At 55.3% G+C, this 18698-nt stretch carries 14 protein-coding genes and 1 pseudogene; 9 read left to right on the plus strand and 6 right to left on the minus strand.

The genetic code is table 11. The features are described 5' to 3' along the window. The first annotated feature begins 349 nt into the window (after nt 1-349). The 5 genes from JW897_RS04905 (at nt 350) to JW897_RS04925 (ending at nt 5756) form a co-directional block, all read left to right on the plus strand. Complete coding sequence (locus tag JW897_RS04905) at nt 350-3208, plus strand: ribonucleoside-diphosphate reductase subunit alpha (protein ID WP_205465339.1); 2859 nt, start codon at nt 350-352, stop codon at nt 3206-3208. 258 nt (nt 3209-3466) lie between these two features. Beyond that, nucleotides 3467-3847 (plus strand): hypothetical protein, encoded by a 381-nt coding sequence (locus JW897_RS04910; protein WP_048414891.1) that lies wholly within the window; start codon nt 3467-3469, stop codon nt 3845-3847. A gap of 185 nt (nt 3848-4032) precedes the next feature. Further along, nucleotides 4033-4419, plus strand: coding sequence for a hypothetical protein (locus JW897_RS04915; protein ID WP_205465340.1), 387 nt, complete (start codon nt 4033-4035; stop codon nt 4417-4419). A gap of 13 nt (nt 4420-4432) precedes the next feature. After that, a complete protein-coding gene (locus JW897_RS04920; RefSeq protein ID WP_048414890.1) occupies nt 4433-4657 on the plus strand; it encodes a hypothetical protein in 225 nt (74 codons plus the stop codon). Between the two features lie 19 nt (nt 4658-4676). Beyond that, nucleotides 4677-5756, plus strand: coding sequence for a ribonucleotide-diphosphate reductase subunit beta (locus tag JW897_RS04925; RefSeq protein ID WP_205465341.1), 1080 nt, complete (start codon nt 4677-4679; stop codon nt 5754-5756). A gap of 149 nt (nt 5757-5905) precedes the next feature. Here the strand turns inward: JW897_RS04925 and JW897_RS04930 are convergent, their stop codons facing one another. The 5 genes and pseudogenes from JW897_RS04930 to JW897_RS04950 all read right to left on the minus strand — a co-directional run bounded on the left by JW897_RS04930 (nt 5906) and on the right by JW897_RS04950 (nt 11303). Next, on the minus strand, nt 5906-8341 hold the full coding sequence (locus JW897_RS04930) for an AAA family ATPase (protein ID WP_205465342.1): 2436 nt from the start codon (nt 8339-8341) through the stop codon (nt 5906-5908). Continuing rightward, nucleotides 8295-8969, minus strand: a complete 675-nt coding sequence (locus JW897_RS04935; RefSeq protein ID WP_205465343.1) for an ABC-three component system middle component 1 — start codon at nt 8967-8969, stop codon at nt 8295-8297. The genes JW897_RS04930 and JW897_RS04935 overlap by 47 nt, the downstream gene beginning before the upstream one ends. Beyond that, complete coding sequence (locus tag JW897_RS04940; RefSeq protein ID WP_205465344.1) at nt 8963-10618, minus strand: ABC-three component system protein; 1656 nt, start codon at nt 10616-10618, stop codon at nt 8963-8965. The genes JW897_RS04935 and JW897_RS04940 overlap by 7 nt, the downstream gene beginning before the upstream one ends. A 57-nt stretch (nt 10619-10675) precedes the next feature. Continuing rightward, nucleotides 10676-10930 (minus strand): annotated as a pseudogene (locus tag JW897_RS04945) (SbcC/MukB-like Walker B domain-containing protein); the annotation flags it as partial. A 124-nt stretch (nt 10931-11054) separates the two neighbouring features. Then, nucleotides 11055-11303 carry a hypothetical protein gene (locus tag JW897_RS04950; RefSeq protein WP_205465345.1) on the minus strand — a complete coding sequence of 83 codons (249 nt, stop codon included), beginning with the start codon at nt 11301-11303 and terminating at the stop codon, nt 11055-11057. Nucleotides 11304-11696: 393 nt separating this feature from the next. Between JW897_RS04950 and JW897_RS04955 the strand changes: the two genes are divergently transcribed. From JW897_RS04955 to JW897_RS04970, 4 genes are all read left to right on the plus strand, one after another. Further along, a complete protein-coding gene (locus JW897_RS04955; RefSeq protein WP_205465346.1) occupies nt 11697-11987 on the plus strand; it encodes a hypothetical protein in 291 nt (96 codons plus the stop codon). A gap of 29 nt (nt 11988-12016) precedes the next feature. Continuing rightward, nucleotides 12017-12976: a LysR family transcriptional regulator gene (locus JW897_RS04960; RefSeq protein WP_205465347.1), complete on the plus strand. Its 960-nt coding sequence runs from the start codon at nt 12017-12019 to the stop codon at nt 12974-12976. Nucleotides 12977-13062: 86 nt separating this feature from the next. Further along, on the plus strand, nt 13063-13719 hold the full coding sequence (locus JW897_RS04965) for a DUF4286 family protein (RefSeq protein WP_205465348.1): 657 nt from the start codon (nt 13063-13065) through the stop codon (nt 13717-13719). Further along, nucleotides 13716-15035, plus strand: coding sequence for an MFS transporter (locus tag JW897_RS04970; protein ID WP_205465349.1), 1320 nt, complete (start codon nt 13716-13718; stop codon nt 15033-15035). Before JW897_RS04965 ends, JW897_RS04970 begins: the two co-directional genes overlap by 4 nt. A gap of 204 nt (nt 15036-15239) precedes the next feature. Here the strand turns inward: JW897_RS04970 and JW897_RS04975 are convergent, their stop codons facing one another. Then, nucleotides 15240-18593: an EAL domain-containing protein gene (locus tag JW897_RS04975; protein WP_338030552.1), complete on the minus strand. Its 3354-nt coding sequence runs from the start codon at nt 18591-18593 to the stop codon at nt 15240-15242. Nucleotides 18594-18698 lie beyond the last annotated feature (105 nt).

The following is an 18698-nucleotide window of genomic DNA, read 5'->3' on the forward strand; positions in this document are numbered from 1 at the left end:
ATCTAGTGGCCCGCGCCGCCCTCCCCGCTGCGGCTTGTTTCAGCAAGGTTTCCTGCCTACATAATGAAATGTGTCCGCCGGCCAAAAAAAATCTCAGGCCCCGCAAAGCCAGCAACCACGGGCTTTCGCCCCCCGTCCCCTCCAAACAGCCATTAAATCTTCCGCTGTCAAGACTTGTACTGCCCCATACTCAACACTAGAATTTGGGTGTTCCGCGAGCTACAAACAATACATATTGTGTTTACCCACAGCTCACGCACAGCTTTTCAACAGATTTGTCCACAGCCGGCCTGCCCCTCGGGAAACGCAGCAACGGAAGGACGCAACCACCCACCTTATCGAGGGCTACATGCAATTGACCACCTTTGAAGGGCAGACCGCCGCAGAACTCGGCCGCGCAGCCGCGCCCAAGGCCGATTTCAGCCAGTACAAAACCATCCGTCGCAACGGTGCGGTGGTGCCGTTCGAACCCGTCAAGATCTCCATCGCCATGACCAAAGCCTTCCTGGCCGTCATGGGCCACCAGGGCGCCACCTCCGCCAGCCTGCGCGAAAAAGTCGCCCAGCTGAGCGAGCAAGTGGCCAGCGCCCTGATGCGCCGCAAGCCGGAAGGCGGAGCCATCCACATCGAAGACATCCAGGACCAGGTGGAACTGTCTCTGATGCGCTTTGGCGAGCATGATGTAGCCCGCGCCTACGTGCTGTACCGCGAACAGCGCTCCCAAGAGCGCGCCGCCCGCGGCGAAGCGCTGACCCAGGTGCAGATCAACGTGGTGCGCAAGGACGGCCGCAAGCTGCCGCTGGACATAGCCCGCCTGCGCGCCACCATCGAATCCGCCAGCCAAAACCTGGCCGGCATCGATATCGACGCCATCCTCAGCGAAACCCTGAAGAACATTTACGACGGCGTCAGCGAAGACGAAGTCAACAAATCCGCCATCCTGGCCGCCCGCTCCATGATTGAGCAGGACCCGGCCTACGATTACGTGACCGCCCGCCTGCTGCTGAACAACATCCGCCTGGAAATCCTGGGCGAAGCCGTCAGCCAGGAAGAAATGGCCAAGCAGTACGCGCTGTACTTCCCCACCTTCATCAAGAACGGCATCGACGCCGAACTGCTGGATGAAAAACTGGGCGAATACGACCTGAAAAAACTGGGCGCCGCGCTGGACGCCAACCGCGACCTGAAGTTTGGCTACCTGGGCCTGCAAACCCTGTTTGACCGCTACTTCCTGCACGTGGACGGCACCCGCATCGAAATGCCGCAGGCCTTCTACATGCGCGTGGCCATGGGCCTGGCGCTGAACGAAGTGAACCGCGAAGAGCGCGCCATCGAGTTCTACAACGTGCTGTCCAGCTTCGACTTCATGTCGTCCACCCCCACCCTGTTCAACTCCGGCACCCGTCGCAGCCAGCTGTCCAGCTGCTACCTGACCACCATTGCCGACGACCTGGACGGCATCTACGAAGGCATCAAGGAAAACGCCCTGCTGTCCAAGTTTGCCGGCGGCCTGGGCAATGACTGGACCTCCGTGCGCGCCATGGGCTCCCACATCAAGGGCACCAACGGCAAATCCCAAGGCGTGGTGCCGTTCCTGAAAGTGGTCAACGACACCGCCGTGGCGGTGAACCAGGGCGGCAAGCGCAAAGGCGCCGTCTGCGCCTACCTGGAAACCTGGCACGCGGACATTGAAGAATTCTTGGAGCTGCGCAAGAACACCGGCGACGACCGCCGCCGCACCCACGACATGAACACCGCCAACTGGATTCCGGACCTGTTCATGAAGCGCGTGATGGAAGGCGCGGACTGGGCGCTGCTGTCCCCGTCCGAAGCCCCGGACCTGCACGACCTGTACGGCACGGCCTTCGAGAAGCGCTACAAGGAATACGAAGCCATGGGCGAGCGCGGCGAGCTCAAGGTGTACAAGCGCATCCCGGCGCTGTCCCTGTGGCGCAAAATGCTAACCATGCTGTTTGAAACCGGCCACCCGTGGATGACCTTCAAGGACCCGTGCAACATCCGCAGCCCGCAGCAACACATGGGCGTGGTGCACAGCTCCAACCTCTGCACCGAGATCACCCTCAACACCAATGAGGACGAAATCGCGGTCTGCAACCTGGGTTCCGTCAACCTGTCCGCCCACCTGAAGGCCGACGGCAGCCTGGATTCGGAAAAACTGCAGCGCACCATCCGCATCGCCCTGCGCATGCTGGACAACGTGATCGACATCAACTTCTACCCGGTGAAGAAGGCGCGCAACTCCAACCTGAAACACCGTCCGGTGGGCATGGGCATCATGGGCTTCCAGGACTGCCTGCACCAAAAGCGCGTGGCCTACGGCTCCGACGCCGCGGTGGAGTTTGCCGACGAATCCATGGAAATGGTGGCCTACTACGCTTACTGGGCGTCCACCGAACTGGCGGAAGAACGCGGCCGCTACCCGTCCTACAAGGGCAGCCTGTGGGACCGCGGCATCCTGCCGCACGACAGCATCAACCTGCTGGCGGCCGAGCGCGGCGGCTTCCTGGAAGTGGACCGCAGCGAACGCATGGACTGGAACGCGCTGCGTGAACGCGTGAAAACCCACGGCATGCGCAACAGCAACTGCCTGGCCATCGCGCCCACCGCCACCATCGCCAACATCATCGGCGTATCGGCAAGCATCGAACCGACCTACCAGAACCTGTTCGTCAAATCCAACCTGTCCGGCGAATTCACCGTCACCAACGAATACCTGGTGCGCGATCTGAAAGCCGCCGGCCTGTGGGACGAAGTGATGGTGGCCGACCTCAAATACTTTGACGGCAGCCTGGGCCAGATCGACCGCGTGCCGGCCGAACTGAAAGCCATCTACGCCACCGCCTTTGAACTGGACCCACGCTGGCTGGTGGAAGCGGCCTCCCGCCGCCAGAAGTGGATCGACCAGGCTCAGTCCCTGAACCTGTACATGGCGGGCGCTTCCGGCAAGAAACTGGACGAGCTGTACAAGCACGCCTGGTTGCGCGGCCTGAAAACCACCTACTACCTGCGCACCCTGGCCGCCACCAGCGCCGAGAAATCCACCGGCCGCGGCGGCGAACTGAACGCGGTATCCAGCAGCCACAGCCAACCGGCCGCGGCAGCTCCGGAAGCCATGGTGGACAACACCCCGGCCACCGACGCCAAGTTCTGCAGCATCGACAACCCGGATTGCGAGAGCTGCCAGTAAGGCGGAAGCAGCCATCCTGGCTTGACCGGCCGGCCCCTTAGGGCTGGCGGACAGGCCCCCAGCCTAGCCCCGGCCAGGCTCCATCTCACAGCCCCCTGCCCGCAGCCGGCTGTGACATGGCCCCACAATCCGGCCGCCCCTCCCATTGGCCAGCCGCCTGCCCGTCCAGACGGCTGGCCAATGGGGAACGCAGCAACAACCCGCGCCAGACCGCAACGGCAGCGGGCGCCGCAAACACACAGAACCAGGGGAAACCGGATGAACATAGAGGAATTTTTTAACAGCTACGCCGTTGGCTACAGCCAGTTGGACGTGCCCCAGGTGACCGCGCACTTCACCGTGCCCTTCACCGCCATACACCAGGGCGACCTGACCAGCTGGGAAGACATGGCATCGCTGCGCGACACCACCACCGCCTTGCTGGAGTGGTACCGCAGCCAGGGTTTCGCCAGCGCCCGCCACCAGTTGGACAGCGTGCTGAATTTTGGCGAAGACGCCGCCAGCGCCCGCGTGCGCTGGATTGTGCAGCGCCAGGGCCAGCCGGCCTGGGAATACTGCACCGGCTACCACCTGAAACGGGTGGACGGCGAGTGGAAGATTTACGGCCTAGTCCAATACCAGGACGCGCCGCAGCAGTAAGGCAGCCCCAGCCTCAAGCCGCTTGCCCTCAGGCGGCTTCGGGATGGAAGCGCCGCCGGCCCGCCACGCGGGCGGACGGAAACCGCTCAAGGCCAAGCAAGCAAGCGCGGCGGGTGTTGAGCGGGTTCCAGGAAGACGAGGCCCACGGCCCCGCCGCCACAAGCCAGGCTTCAGCAGGAGGTCAGATGCAAGCGTTTGAAAACATCCGGATCAACGGTTTTTGCGAACAAAGAACCCACAACCCTGACAAGCAGTTTGTGCTGTTCAATATGTACCTGACGCTGAACCAGGCCCCGCCCTGCGAATGGAAGGACCTGTTCAACGAAGCCCGCCGCCTGCCGCGCCAGAAAGTATGGCGCAAAGCCTGGGTGGAAGCGGACGCGCTGGTGGTGTACTGCCAGCCGGAAGAACTGCAGCAGCAAATAGAGCTGCTCAAGCAAGACATAGAACAAGCCAACCGGCAATACCGCCAGCTGCTGAAGCTGCGGCAGCCGCGCGGCAACCAGGTGGAGCAGGAGGAAAGCAGCGAACGCCAGCTGATCCACCGCCTCAGCCAACAGCTGCGCTTCTGAAAGGACGCCGCTCATGAGCGCCACCGCATTCTGTATCGCCCGCCATGGCGAAAATGGCAAAGACGCAGGCTACCGCAAACTGGGCAGCCTGCACGTGGACCTGGACCCGGTGCCGGCGCTTGCCGCCGCGCCGCGCCAGATACAAATACTGCGCAAAAGCAGCCTGCCGCTCAGCCCCAGCCTGGCTGGCGACAAGCAGCCGCTGCCGCCCCAAATCACCGCGCCGGACGCGGAGTAAATCCAGACAGGAGCCCTTAATGCTGAACTTTGACGACACCATCGAAACCAAACCGGCCGCCCCCTCCGCGGGCGCCAGCGCCGCCGGCCGCGTCAACGTGGTGGACAAAAAAGTGATCAACGGCACCACCGACGTCAACCAGCTCGTGCCCTTCAAACACAAATGGGCATGGGAAAAATACCTGGCCCAATGCGCCAACCACTGGATGCCGCAAGAAGTGAACATGCAGCGCGACATCGAACAGTGGAAAACCGGCCAGCTGACCGAAGACGAAATGCGCATCGTCAAGCGCAACCTCGGCTTCTTCGTGACCGCAGACTCCCTGGCCGCCAACAACATCGTGCTGGGCACCTACCGCCAGATCACCAGCCCGGAATGCCGTCAGTTCCTGCTGCGCCAGGCCTTTGACGAAGCCATCCACACCCACGCCTACCAATACATCGTGGAAAGCCTGGGCCTGGACGAAGGCGAAGTCTTCAACGCCTACAACGAAATCAAATCCATCCGCGACAAAGATGAATTCCTGATCCCCTTCATCGACGTACTGTGCGACCCGGCCTTCAAGACCGGCACGCTGGAAAACGACCAGAAGCTGCTCAAATCCCTGATCGTGTTTGCCTGCATCATGGAAGGCCTGTTCTTCTACGTGGGCTTTGTGCAAATCCTGGCGCTGGGCCGCCAGAACAAGATGACCGGCGCCGCGGAACAGTACCAATACATCCTGCGCGACGAATCCATGCACTGCAATTTCGGCATCGACCTGATCAACACCATCAAACTGGAACAGCCGGAAATCTGGACCGAAAGCTTCAAGGCCGAGATCAACGAACTGTTCAAGCACGCGGTGGAACTGGAATACGCTTACGCCGAAGACACCATGCCGCGCGGCGTGCTGGGCCTGAACGCCAGCATGTTCAAGGAATACCTGCGCTTCATCGCCAACCGCCGCATGCAGCAGATTGGCCTGGACCAGCTCTTCCCCGGCGTGAACAACCCCTTCCCGTGGATGAGCGAGATGATCGACTTGAAGAAGGAGAAGAACTTCTTTGAGACGCGGGTGACGGAATATCAGACTGGCGGGGCGTTGAGCTGGGATTGATTTAATATACCTCATTGCCATAATTACATACATCAAACGACATATAACTTTGTCAAAACGACAGATAAACGTGCATTCGACGACACATAAACCCGTATAAAAAAGCCCGCTTTTGCGGGCTTTTTTATACGTCAACCAAACCGTATAGATTAGTTGTTTGTAATATTTTTCATGTTAAAGCGATTGACTCGTCCGCCCCCCTGTAGGAACTTATAACTCATATAGCTAGCAATCTTCTGCTCATGAGTAGAAACTACAAACTGATATCTTGGAAACTCATAAAGGAACAACTGGATAAGTGAGGCAGCATTAATCTCGTCCATCGACTGAACCGGATCATCTATCAACATCATTTCAAGCTTGGATGGGTATAATTTATTCATGGCGAGCGCAAATGAAATGACAAGACCAGCAAGCTGGCCTGAGCTCATTGTGCACCATGCATCATGACTATCTTTCTTTCTAGCGCAAAAGCGTATATATGGATTCCTTTCACGCCCACCCTCAGTCGGGGTTTTTAAGAAAATACCAGTGCCATCCAGCCTAGTCTGCAAGACCTTGCTGCTATACACGTAAAAAGGTATAGCTATGCTCGATGCAACATCAATTTCATATCTTTTTATGGAATCACTATAAATCCTTACGATGGAGTCAAGGGATGTAATTTTTTGCAAGCAACTTTCTAATTGCTCACCTATTAAAACCAATTCGTCATTTAGCATTTTCACTTCATTGCCATGAAGCTTTACGAGCTCCGATTTGACGTAGGAAATGTCAGTCAAGATAGATTCATGAGCAATGCAAAATAATGCATCATCATTTTTAATGTCAAGAACTGTGCATCCCTCTTTTATTTTATCTAGATCGATATGAATATCAGATATGGGAATGGTTTTTCTTAAACGCCTTACCCTCTCTTTAAGTTTACTCTTCTTCTCAGCATATTCATTAGAGAGTGAAAATAGGCTCCCATCGATCAAATCGTCCCAAATCACCTCCTGCCCTGAGAGCCAATCTCTCAGCTTGCACATTTTGTTGAAGCGTTTCTCGTCAATAGATTTCTCTTTAAAAAACCTCAAAACCTCTTGCTCTTCTATCCACGAAGCTTTAGCTATATAGCGATCGATTCGTGCGACAATTTTCTCAACATAGTTTTCTTTCAAATAGGCACTACAAATGGCAACTTCCTTGTCCGATGCAGATGATTGATTTTCATAAAACTCCTGTTGACGACCGTACTCATTTATTAATTGATCAATGCCGTCAATCTTTTCGTCACCACACAGTGGGCACGCAGTGTTATCCAGGTGATTTTCGGCATGATAGCTTTTATAGGCTTTAATTAAAGCCTCACGATGATTTAATAGCTGCGATCGAATTCTAGAAAACGTAGAGCTTTTATTTCTAAGTGATGCCAGGTTTTTAATTTCAGAGAAAACTCGCTCCGTAAGTGAAAAGTAGCGCTGCAAATAAATCAATAAATTATCATTTATTTCCTGAGCATCATCTTCAATTTCTTTCCTGGCTTCTCTGTAGGTTTTTAATTTTTCACTATGCACACCCCACCGACGCTTTGCACGATATAGCCTCTCAATTTCTTTAAAGTCGGACAGGCCCCCAAATTTAATAAAATCATCCAACTCTTGCTCTCGAGATGTCTCAATAACATCCAATAAGCCATTGTATCGCATCGATTGGTATATGACAGGGCTCTCTATTGCCGGCAAAATATTTTGAAGAGCTGAAAGTGAAGCATCTAAGGAGGCAAAATCGTTTTCCTTTCCAGTTAAATTTGAAATGAATTTAATTTCACCAGAGGGATTTGAAGCCGAGGCTTCTTCTGAGCGTTCCGAAGACATCATTTTTTGAAGTAACGCATTCTTTTCGTCATTTTTTAGTTTTAAAGCGTCACGTTTACTGATTAGCTTGGATTTAATCTTCTCGAATGACGCCAATTCATTGCTTTGATTTGTCGTGCCGAATAGGTGGCTAAGTTGCTCATGTCTATCGGACTCACTTCGATCCTTTAGAAAATGAGCAGTATCTTCCTGTGAAATATAATGTTGAACTGGAAATAAGGAGGGTAAATCTGTCATATCAAGCTTAGATGCAAGTACAGCTTCATCTAGCGATGACCGCTCATCAGAATCCCAATTGTTAGTAAAGTATCTAACAATGTGCTCTTCATACCTTCGAACACTGGCAGCAGAACCTTTAATGTTAGACTTGATTTCAGCTACAATAACAAGGTCTTCGTCGCTATTCTCGCTAAGCAGCTCCAACTTAATTACAGTTGGTTTGTCGTGCATGTTTTTAAGTAAATGCCCCTCTCTAGCTTTGTTATCTTGAGCAATTTTTGATGAGGTTATCCGGCTTATTTTTCCCGTAAAACATATCTCAATTGAATCAAATATGGTAGTTTTACCAAATCCATTTGGCCCATCAAAAATGGCTGCGCGCACATTTTTTAGATTGACTTCCAGCTGATCCTTAATCGATTTGAAATTTTGCACACTTAACCTGCCAAGTTTATACATTTCAAATAACCTGCCTTCCTTCAATCCATGAATCGATGGCCAATTCATCGTCAAAATTTCCAATTAAAAAGCTACTAAGATCAAGCAATTCACTCTCAGTCAATTTTTCTGATATGGTTTTTGTTAAATCTGGAGCTTTGTGATTCATTTCGCTTATTGTTAAAAATGGCAATTTTGTATATAGTTTTGCAACGATAGAGTAAAGCGTATCTTTTTTCCCATTGCCAAATTCAACAAATCTAGCTTTGTCATACAAAACTCCATTAAGAAGCTCAATGGAATTATCCCCCTGAAGTAACTCACTTAGCTCTTTTTTTTCATTAGTACTATAGTGAATAACCTGCTTTTTAAAGAAGTACGGATCTTCCTCTATATCGGAAACCTCTTTATTTGCCGCAGACTCCGAACTATTACTTTCAGTTAGGAATATAAGCGTAGTGTTTTTTTCGGCGTCCTTGCTCTGGGAAAAAAACTCCCCAAGCAACTTAAACACCTTACCCTGGGTTTCTGCAAGCACTTCTTTTGCAGAAACCCCATTAATCTCCTGAATGACAAAATTCGAAGCCACATTATTTATGCCTCTACTCCCTGAAAATAATATCAGGCCCTGGCTCGTTTCTAGATCTACTTGGCTATACTCAAAACTATTAAGCAAGCCACTGATAATGTTTAACATGATTCACCATTCACTTTCTTGGCCGCAAATTTATAACTTATAAGTTGCGTTTTCTTTTTCTCGTGAAAGACAGGAGCATCATCATTTTTGTCCTTTTCCAAATCATCGAATTTTGGGGGGATGATGGCGCAAGGCAGCTCGCAGTCATCTTTTGCTTTTATGGCGATATAGTTGAAGTCATATAGAAGAGCATCGACATATGCATTACTGTCACATGCATCAACAATGTCTTTAGCAATAATATAATGTGCGTCTTCAGCATCAAAATCTTCACTGGACGCATCGATGCAGCTAGGTGCATATCTGTCGCCCTCTTGCGAAGTTGCAAAAAAATTACTTGGCCACTCTTCTAAAAGCTCTATAAATCTTAAAAGAACATTATTTATCCCATGCTCCTGAATTATTCTGGGAAAATAAAGATCGTAAGGGCTGATTTTCTTTTTGTTGGGAGACGATCGTTCCAAGTTTGTTAGCAGCTCCCTGGGGGGCATGCTTGAAATAACATTCAACCTAAAATTTTCAATTCGTTCCATTCTTGCAAGATCAATATTAAAATCAGCCCCCTTTTCTTTTTTTCTTAATATTATTGCGCCGAGCCTCTTAGTGTAATCATCTATTATTTTTTCCAACATTAACTTCGCCCTTAGTGCGAAATAATCCTCATCCTGAACCTGATAATCCGTCTCCAAAATTTTTGTGAAAACAGATAATCGAAGCAATGAAGATGAATTCAACACGTTAGCTCCGCTTTTGTTTTCACCAAACATCTTATGTCTGTCAACTATATGCTGATCTATTTCAAAAAGCATGGCAGACATATAGCAATCCATGCTTTCTGAGCTTTGCATTCCCTGCGAAGAAGGACAAATCTTCAATCGCACATTTTCAATAAGCGCCTTTATCCCTTTAGTGAGTTCTTCGTCATCGAGAGCAAGGGGGAACTTATTTCCATCGAAGTCATGAATAATGATTCCAAAATCATTAAGATTATTTTTCTTCAAGGATTCACCAGTTGACTCCAGTGTCCATTTGTACTCTTCAAGAGCAAGCTTTGGCTTTGATATTGCAGAGCAGCTGTGTAGGTAGACAGGAACGTCAACTCTATAAGCATTTTTGTGCAGATTATTTATTTTTAGGAGAAAATCCTTGGCCACTCCTTGCAAATTATATTCAAGCGAGGAGATTTTTCCCTGCCAGTCATTGGGCATAATGTGATTTTTATCTATAAGTCCTTTATCAAAAAGCTCCTTCATAAACCCAGCAATAACTTCTTCCGACTTCCCTTCAGGAAGTCTTTTTAAGTATGGCCTTACATCAGCAGTCGAAATTATTCCTCTTTTTCTTGAAATAATTGTCTCGATAGCATCTTTATAGCTGGAAAAATCAGATCCTTTATAATGTTTAACCTGGTGGATTGAAACATAGTTCTCCTTGTATTTTATGGAGAAATCTTCAATCCATTCATATTCAATTTGATAATCATTCAAAAAACTATAAAGATCTTCCCTGCTAAAATTGTGCGTTTCACAATTTTCTTTTATTATGCACAGGCAAACATACAATCCTACCTTCCCTTGATAATTGAAACCATTCCACGATGGTGTGGCATCGTGAACCATCGGCTTAACATCTTCACTTTTTGTTGACATATCTTGTTCAATCTAACCAATGTAAGAAATTATGCCACATCCGATCCCATTATTTTTTTAATATTCACCTGGGTTCGTGACTCTTTCTTTTAAAAGTTCAACATGGCTAATAACCCCAACCATCTTTCCCGGTGCGTTGAGGTTATCAAGTGCTTCAAAGGCAATTTCTAATGTTTCTTCATCCAGAGTGCCAAATCCCTCATCCAAGAACAATGAATCGATTGAAGTTTTATGGCTTACTAAGTCTGAAAGCGCCAAAGCTAGCGCCAAACTTACTAAGAAAATTTCTCCTCCCGACAACGTGCGGGTATCTCGGGTGACGTCTCCCTGCTAGGTATCGACGATTTCCAGCTCAAGCTCACCTGTCAATTGGCGGAGCGCATAGACAGTTAGAGCGGCTGACAAAACCCCTGATGCTGCGTTGCGCCGAGCTGCCTCAGCCGTAATACTGAGTTTTGTTAGCCGCTTTTAAAGCAGCATGGACGCCAGGCATCAGCTCGTTATACGGATGGCAGTCCTGTAGCTCTTGGTGCTCACTGACCCAATCATTCAAAAACTGGACTTCTCGCGCATTGATTTCTTGATCAATAGCGATCCCCTCCACAATGCCAACAAGAGAGTTGATCGACTTGTCTAGCTGTGAACGACCTGTGAAATGGAAGTAAGACCTGAAATCCTGGAGCATGGAGTCCTCGACGGTTTTGCAAAAGCACATCAAACCAAAATCATATGCCATACAACTAACAATGTCACACGACTAATATCAAACCCACTGCTATCTCCCCAAGCGCTTCCTCCAGAAAGCCGCCCCCTTCTTGACGCCCCATCCCCGCCTCAGTAACCTGTGCCTCGCGCTGCGCCCAATAACGCCGCGTCGGGTTTGGAAGCCCGTGATCTACTGAACCTAGCGGCACCGCCGCTGTATAGGTTCGCCTAGCTGTACCCTCGTAGTACCCGCAAGAGGGCAGGCCGTGGCATTGAGCCTTACGGCTGCCGTAGTAGATCGCGGTCTTCCAACCTTGTCACGTGCCTGTCCAAGCCTCTCCGGGCAGGCTCCAAAGCTGACTAGGAGACCGCAATGACGCCTTCCCATCCGCACTCCGCTTTCGCCAAACCACCGCCTGATCCACAGACCCAAACCCTGGCCGCCTGCGCTCTGGCCTTGAACTGCCTCGTCACCCTTCGTCACGTTCTTGACGCTTTCCAATCCCACGCCACACAGACACAACAGCCCCGTTTGCAGCATCTGGCTTGCGCCGCCACCGCGGTGCTGGACGATTGCGCCAACCAGCTGCAGAGCCTTTCCTATGACTCTCTTCCCTGCCCGCAGGGCGAGAAGCAGACAAACCCTGACACCGCGCTGCGCTGAGGCACGGCGGCCCTTCATGGGAGCTAGGGATGAACACTCGCTTTGTTGAAGCCTTTATCTGGGTGGCGCGTTTGGGCAGCTTTCGCGCGGCGGCTGACCGGTTGTTTCTGACCCAGGCCGCCATTTCCCACCGCATCGCCGCGCTGGAGCAGGAGTTGGGCGGCCGGGTGTTTGAGCGCAAGCCGCGCGGGCTGAGGCTAACGCCCCTGGGCAGCCGGCTTTTGCCTTATGGCGCGCGCTTGCTGGAGCTGGAAACGGAGATCATGCAACTGGACCGGCCTGGCGCGCCTTTGCTGGGGCTGGTGCGCATTGGCGTGATAGAAAGCGTGGCGCACACCTGGCTGGTGCGTTTCCTCCAGCACCTGCAAAGCAAGTACCCCGGCATAGAGGTGCAACTGAGTTCCGAAACCACGGAGAAGCTGCGCCATAGCCTGCGCGCGGCGGAGATCGACATCGCCCTGCAAAGCGATGCGGCGCTGGGGGACGGCATTGTCAGCCGGCCCTGTCTGCCGCTGGCCATGGGCTGGGTGGGGCCGCCGGGCAAGGCGCGGCCGGAGGAGGCCAGCCTGGACCAGTTGCTGCGCACGCCCATCATCACCATGAGCCGGGGCTCCCAGCCTTACTTGGCGGTAAAGGACTTGTACCGCAAGGCGCGGCTGCCGCCGGGCAAGCTGCATTGCGTCAGTTCCATCGCTGCCCTTGCGCGCTTGGTGCAAGCGGGCTTTGGCTATGCCTTGCTGCCGCTGGCTCCGGTGCGGGACAAGATAGAGCGCGGGGATTTGCGCTGGATTCCCTGCGCGCAGCCGCTGCCGGCCCAGCAATTGGTGGTGAGTCATCTGGAGCGCGACGCGTCCGAAGCCATCAACTTGGTAGCGGAGCTGGCCTGCCGCGAGTCGAACGATTTTGTCCGCGCCCTACCCGCCCCTTATGCGCCGCCGGCGGAATTGGCCCTGATAGATGGGCCAAGCTGCGCCGATAAGAAAAGCTGATCAAGCGCCGCAATAATTACTCGTTTGTCCTGCCTCGGCGCGGCGGCGATCATCGCGACATGTCAGCAGCCCTCTGGAGGCTTTCCATGCGCCCACCTTCTCCCGCCATGCTCGTGGTCGCGTCCAATGTCGACGCGGTGGACGAAGCCGATTTCAACCAGTGGTACGACCGGGAACACCTCGAAGAGCGCGTGCGCCTGCCCGGCTTCATCTCCGCCGCGCGCTATCAATCCGAACAGGCGGAACACCGTTATCTGGGCTTGTATCTAGCGGAGTCCCTGGACTGTTTCTCGTCTGACGCTTATCAGACCGCGTTCCGACATCAGACCGAGTGGTCGCAAACCAATTTGCGGCGCATGCGCCAACCCATGCGCCGGGTTTGTCGGGTGTTGGCGGAGGTGGGGCAAGGCAGCGGCAGTTGCCTGCTGATGCTGCCGCTGTCCACCTTGGCCCGGGCCGACGAACTGGCGACCCAAGCGCGGGCCTTTGGCCAAGCCCATATCCAGTCCTCCGGCTTTGTCCGCTCTTGCTTGCTGTGGCCGGACGCGGAACTCAGCCAACCGCTGCCTAACGAGTCGCTGAGCAATCGTCTGCTGCGGCCCTTGCTGCTGATGGAGTGCAGCCATGAAGCTGCGCGCCGCCATGCGCTGGAGCTGGCCTGCTTGCTTCTGGACGGCCAGGCTCAGGATGCCGCCCGCTACGATCTCAAATGGAAACTGTTTGCCGAGGAGTTGAGCCGATGACGCAGACCCACGCCACAGTGACGCCGCCGGACCGCCAGACCGCCGTCCGCCCCAAAATGGGCCGCCTGGCCGTGGCCAGCATGTTGGGCACCACGCTGGAGTGGTACGACTTCACGGTGTACAACCTGATGGCGGCCCTGGTGTTCAACGTGCTGTTCTTTCCCTCCTTCGATCCCTTAACCGGCACCATCCTCGCCTTTTCCACTTACGCGGTGGGTTATCTGTCGCGCCCTTTGGGCGGCGCAGTATTCGGCCACCTGGGCGACAAGCTGGGCCGCCGTTTCGTGCTGATCGCCACCCTGCTGCTGATGGGGGTGGTCACGGCCCTGATGGGATTGCTGCCCACTTACCGGGACTGGGGCATCTGGAGCCCGCTGCTGCTGGTGAGCCTGCGCTTTTTGCAAGGCGCGGCGATTGGCGGGGAATGGGCCGGCGCAGTGCTGTTGTCCATGGAGCACGGCGCGCCGACGCAGCGCGGCCGCAATGCGTCGTTTACTCAGGTGGGGCCGTCCTGCGGCACTTTGCTGGGCACCGGGGCGATTGCCGCACTGTCCTGGTGGCTAAGCCCGGACGCTTTTCTGGAATGGGGCTGGCGCGTGCCTTTCCTGTCCAGCGTCCTATTGGTGGTTTTTGGCCTGTGGCTACGGCGCGGCGTGGAGGAGACCCCGGTGTTTCAGTCCTTGGAAATCCGCCAGCTCAAGGCCGCCACGCCGGTGCGGGAGGTGTTCACCGGTCATTGGCGGCGCTTGCTGCTGGCCGGCGGCGTGCGTATCGGTTCCGATGTCTTGTACGCGCTGGTGGTGGTGTTCACGCTGACTTACGTGACCACGGTGCTGCAATTGCCGCGCTCCTTGGCCCTGACGGTGACGATGATAGGCGCGGCGGTGAATGCGCTGGCCGTGCCGCTGTTTGGCGTACTGTCGGACCGCTGGGGACGCCGCCCGGTGTACGCGACGGGCGCATTGCTGGGCGCGCTGTGGGCGTTCCAGTATTTCCAGTTGATGGATAGCCAACAGCCGCTGCAGATCGGCGTCGCGGTGGTGGGCGGCCTGCTGGTCCACGCGATGATGTTCGGCCCGCAAGCGGCTTTCGTCACCGAGCAGTTCCCGTCTCGCGTCCGCTACGCCGGCTCGTCCTTGGCTTACACCCTGGCCGGCATCGTAGGCGGCGGCTTCGCGCCCTTGATCATCACCAGCCTGTACCGGGCCTTTGATTCCACACTGGCCATTTCCGCCTATGTGCTGACCGCTCTGTGCCTGACGCTGCTGGCCTTGCTGCTGGCGCGGGAAACCGCGAAGCAAGCGCTGGAGGAGTAAACCAGATGAACACGCTGACTTTTCAGATTGAAGGGCTGGGGCCGCGACGCTTCGAGCCGCGGCAGTTGATCATCGCCAGCTGGGACGGAGCCTACGCCACGCTACAATGCGAAGAGATGGACGCTTGTCTGGTGCAGAGCCTGATTAACATTCGCTGCCAGCCACCCAAACAAAGCGGCTTGCGGCAAAGGAAACCTTTCAACGCTATGGCGCCCGGAAAGTGGCGGTCCAGGCGGCGAACTGCTCCGCCGGCATCGGCGCGGCAATGAAATACCCCTGCGCGTAGTCGCATCCCAACTCGCGCAGGCTCTGCCAATCCGCGGCGGATTCCACTCCCTCCGCGACCACCTGCCGCCCCAGGTGGTGCACCAGTTCGATGGTGGACTTGACGATCATGGCGGAGTCTTTGTCCTGCGACATATTCATCACAAAGGACTGATCAATCTTTATGTAATCCACCGGCAGTTTCTGCAGATAGCTCAGCGACGAGTAGCCGGTGCCAAAATCATCCACGTACAGTGCGACACCGGCGCATCGCAGTTCGTGCAACAAGGCCAGCGCCGACTCCGGGTCCAACATCACCGAGCTTTCCGTGATTTCCAGCTCCAGCAAGCCGGTGGGAATCGAACGCTGCTCCTGCCAGAGCCTCAGCTTGTCCGGCAAGGCGTCATCCTGCAGATTGCGCGCGGACAGGTTGACCGCGATGGGCAGCATCAGTTGCTGCCGCTGCCAGGCTTGCAGCAGCTCCAGCGTTGCGGTAATGACCCACTCGGTCAACGGATGAATCAGCCCGGACCGTTCGGCGATGTCGATGAAGGCGCCGGGAGCCAGCAAGCCATGCTGTGGATGCTGCCAGCGCACCAAGGCCTCGGCGCCGCAGACCTGAGCATCCGCCAGGCGGACCTTGGGCTGCAGATACAAACGCAGTTCGCCCTGCCCTATGGCACGGCGCAGTTCTCTGGCCAGCATCAGCCGCTCGGCCTGCGTTTCGCCCTTGCCTGGCTCGTACACGTAATAAGCCACCCCTCGCTGCTTGGCCTGCTGTGCCGCCTTGCCCATGTGGCGCAACAAGTCGTGCACGTTTCCCCCATGTTGAGGGAACAACGCTATTCCCACCCTTGCCGCAACATCCAGGGTCAGCCCCGCCACTTCAAAAGCGCTGGCCATCGTCCAGGTGACCGCCGTGACCAGCACCAATGCCTCTTGTGCATCGGCATCGGGCAGCAACACCGCAAATTCGTCGCCGCGCACCCGTGCGGCCAGGGCGGCGGCCGGCAAGCAATCCTTCAGGCGAGTGCCAAACTCGCACAACACTTGGTCGCCCTGCGCAAAGCCGAGCACCTCATTGATTTCCCCTAGCCGTTCGATATTGAACTGCAGCACGGCCAGCACGCGGCCCTCCTGGCTAGCGTGCACAATCGCCAACGTCAACGCCTCTTCAAACTGCAACATATTGGGCAGACCCGTCAGTTGATCGTGACGCAACATTTGTTGCATGGCGACGCGGGCCTGTTCCCGTTCCCGCTGCGCCCGCAGGGTGCCAATGCCGAATGCCAGATCGGCGCTGGCCTCGATCAGCAAGTCGATCTCGTCGTCGTCGAAGGTATCCGCCTGCCTGTCGTAAATGGTCAGCGCGCCGATGACTCGGCCATCCACCTGCAATGGGCAGGCCAGGCCGGATGCCGCGCCATGCAGCAAGGCCCGCAAGGCCTCGTACCGGCTGTCGTTCTGCATGTCGCGCGCCAGTTGCACCTTGCCGGTACGCACGGCGGTTGGCGTGATGCTGATGCCGCCAGCGGCGTCGGCCCTGCCCAGAACAATGCTTTTCAGTTCGTCCAGCCCGCCGGCAAAGCCGCATTGAGCCATCGGCCGTAGCGTTTGCGCATCCCCATCGCCATACCAGATCACAGCCATGCTATAGCCGCCGGCCTCGACGATGGCACGGCAGCTGCTGTCCAGCAATTGCGGCTCGTCCCTGGCGCGCAACATGGCGCGATTTCCGGCGCTGAGAGTACGTAGGGCACGGGAAACATGTTCCAACTCGCTCACCTGCTGCAACAGCTCGCTGTTGAGCAACTGGATATGCTCTTCCGCCGCCTTGCGCTCGGTGACGTCGATGCCCAGCACGTAATAGCCGATGACTTCCGCCTGTTCATTGCGCTTGGGCACATAGCGGATGTTCTGCCAAATCCCCGGGAAAGGCTGCCAGTCATAGCTCAGCGGCTCGCCGGACAGCGCTTGGTCAATGTACGGGCAGGCAACGGCATAGCGCTCCGCCCCCAGTATCTCGCTCACGGCGCAGCCGGTGATGCTTGCACGCTCGGGCGCAAAACGTAGCCGATACTGCTCGTTGACATAGACATAGAGGCGGTCTGCATTGACATAGGCGATCAGCACCGGCACTGAGCTGAGAATGGCGTGCAGATGCGCCTCGCTTTCCCGCCAGCGTGATGTCTGATCCTGCACGCGCTCGGTCAACAGGGTGTTCTGCGCAAGAATGGTCAGCCGGGCATCCCTCTCGGCCGTGCTGTCGCGGAATACGACCACCACGCCGTTCAATAGGCCACTGCTGGCGATAATCGGGGCCACGGTGTAGCTGATCGGGCACTGCCGGCCGTCGCGCGCCACCAGCTCCCCATGCCAGGACTCCGGCATGCGCAGGGACTGAGTCACCATTCTTGTGCCGCACGCCAATAAATCGATAGCCCGGTCGTCTTTATCCCGCCGCACGGTCAATATCTGTGACAGGGGCAAGCCGACGGCCTCGGCAGCCGGCCAGCCTGTGAGAAGTTCTGCGATCCGGTTGCAACGGGTAACCAACCCAGCGGCATTGACGGAGACTACCGCGTCCCCAATGGAGTGCAGCGTGGCGGCCAGGTTTTCCTCGCTGGACGCCAATGCCGCGCGGCTGGCGCTGAGCGCCCGCCATTGCCGCCGCACCATGAAATAAGTCCCGCCCAGCAACAGATATAGCGTGATGCCGCTCAGGCCGTTCCACCATAGCAGCCGCTGCTGCGAGCGCTCATAATCAACCTGCCTCCGCTCCAGCACGTGGTGCTCTTCCTGGTCCATCTCGTCCAGTAAGCGATAAACCTGCGCGCGGGAGGCGCGTAGCGGCGCTTGCGCCGCGTAAGCGCTGGCCGCCGCGCTGCCATACTGACGATACAAGCGCTCCACTTCACGAGAGATCGCCAGACGCTGATTGACCACCCCGCGCAGGGCCGTCCAGCGGTCAAGCTGACCGGGGTTGTCGCCGATTCGTGTACGCACTTGCGCCAGCAATCGTTCGCGCGCCTCAATTGCCCTGTCGCGTTCCTTCAGATTGGCTTCATCGCCTGTCAGGCGATAGTTCTGGGTACTCATTTCCACATTCATGGTATAGCCGCGGATGTGCGCCAACTGATCCGCCACCATGACGCTGTTCGCCAGCCAGTCTGCTGCTTGGCTGGCACTTTCGACAATCTTCCAGATGGAAAGCGACAAGATCGCTACGAACACCATGGCAACGGTAATGGCTGCTTGTAGCTTGGATTCAAATCGGACTTGCAAGATGGCCACTCCGGCATGCTCTTACCTATCGATATCCACTATAGATAGTAAAGTCTGCCGCGGTAGAACAAGGCTTTGATCAGCCGAAACAAGTCATCTCATCCCCACTCGGGC

Source organism: Chromobacterium alkanivorans (genome assembly GCF_016937655.1).
Lineage (GTDB): Bacteria > Pseudomonadota > Gammaproteobacteria > Burkholderiales > Chromobacteriaceae > Chromobacterium > Chromobacterium alkanivorans.

Excerpts from the sequence above, each read along its gene's own strand:
- JW897_RS04905 (WP_205465339.1), top strand. The coding sequence starts at position 350 with ATGCAATTGACCACCTTTGAAGGGCAGACCGCCGCAGAACTCGGCCGC.
- JW897_RS04910 (WP_048414891.1), top strand. The coding sequence starts at position 3,467 with ATGAACATAGAGGAATTTTTTAACAGCTACGCCGTTGGCTACAGCCAG.
- JW897_RS04915 (WP_205465340.1), top strand. The coding sequence starts at position 4,033 with ATGCAAGCGTTTGAAAACATCCGGATCAACGGTTTTTGCGAACAAAGA.
- JW897_RS04920 (WP_048414890.1), top strand. The coding sequence starts at position 4,433 with ATGAGCGCCACCGCATTCTGTATCGCCCGCCATGGCGAAAATGGCAAA.
- JW897_RS04925 (WP_205465341.1), top strand. The coding sequence starts at position 4,677 with ATGCTGAACTTTGACGACACCATCGAAACCAAACCGGCCGCCCCCTCC.
- JW897_RS04930 (WP_205465342.1), bottom strand. The coding sequence starts at position 8,341 with ATGAATTGGCCATCGATTCATGGATTGAAGGAAGGCAGGTTATTTGAA.
- JW897_RS04935 (WP_205465343.1), bottom strand. The coding sequence starts at position 8,969 with ATGTTAAACATTATCAGTGGCTTGCTTAATAGTTTTGAGTATAGCCAA.
- JW897_RS04940 (WP_205465344.1), bottom strand. The coding sequence starts at position 10,618 with ATGTCAACAAAAAGTGAAGATGTTAAGCCGATGGTTCACGATGCCACA.
- JW897_RS04950 (WP_205465345.1), bottom strand. The coding sequence starts at position 11,303 with ATGCTCCAGGATTTCAGGTCTTACTTCCATTTCACAGGTCGTTCACAG.
- JW897_RS04955 (WP_205465346.1), top strand. The coding sequence starts at position 11,697 with ATGACGCCTTCCCATCCGCACTCCGCTTTCGCCAAACCACCGCCTGAT.
- JW897_RS04960 (WP_205465347.1), top strand. The coding sequence starts at position 12,017 with ATGAACACTCGCTTTGTTGAAGCCTTTATCTGGGTGGCGCGTTTGGGC.
- JW897_RS04965 (WP_205465348.1), top strand. The coding sequence starts at position 13,063 with ATGCGCCCACCTTCTCCCGCCATGCTCGTGGTCGCGTCCAATGTCGAC.
- JW897_RS04970 (WP_205465349.1), top strand. The coding sequence starts at position 13,716 with ATGACGCAGACCCACGCCACAGTGACGCCGCCGGACCGCCAGACCGCC.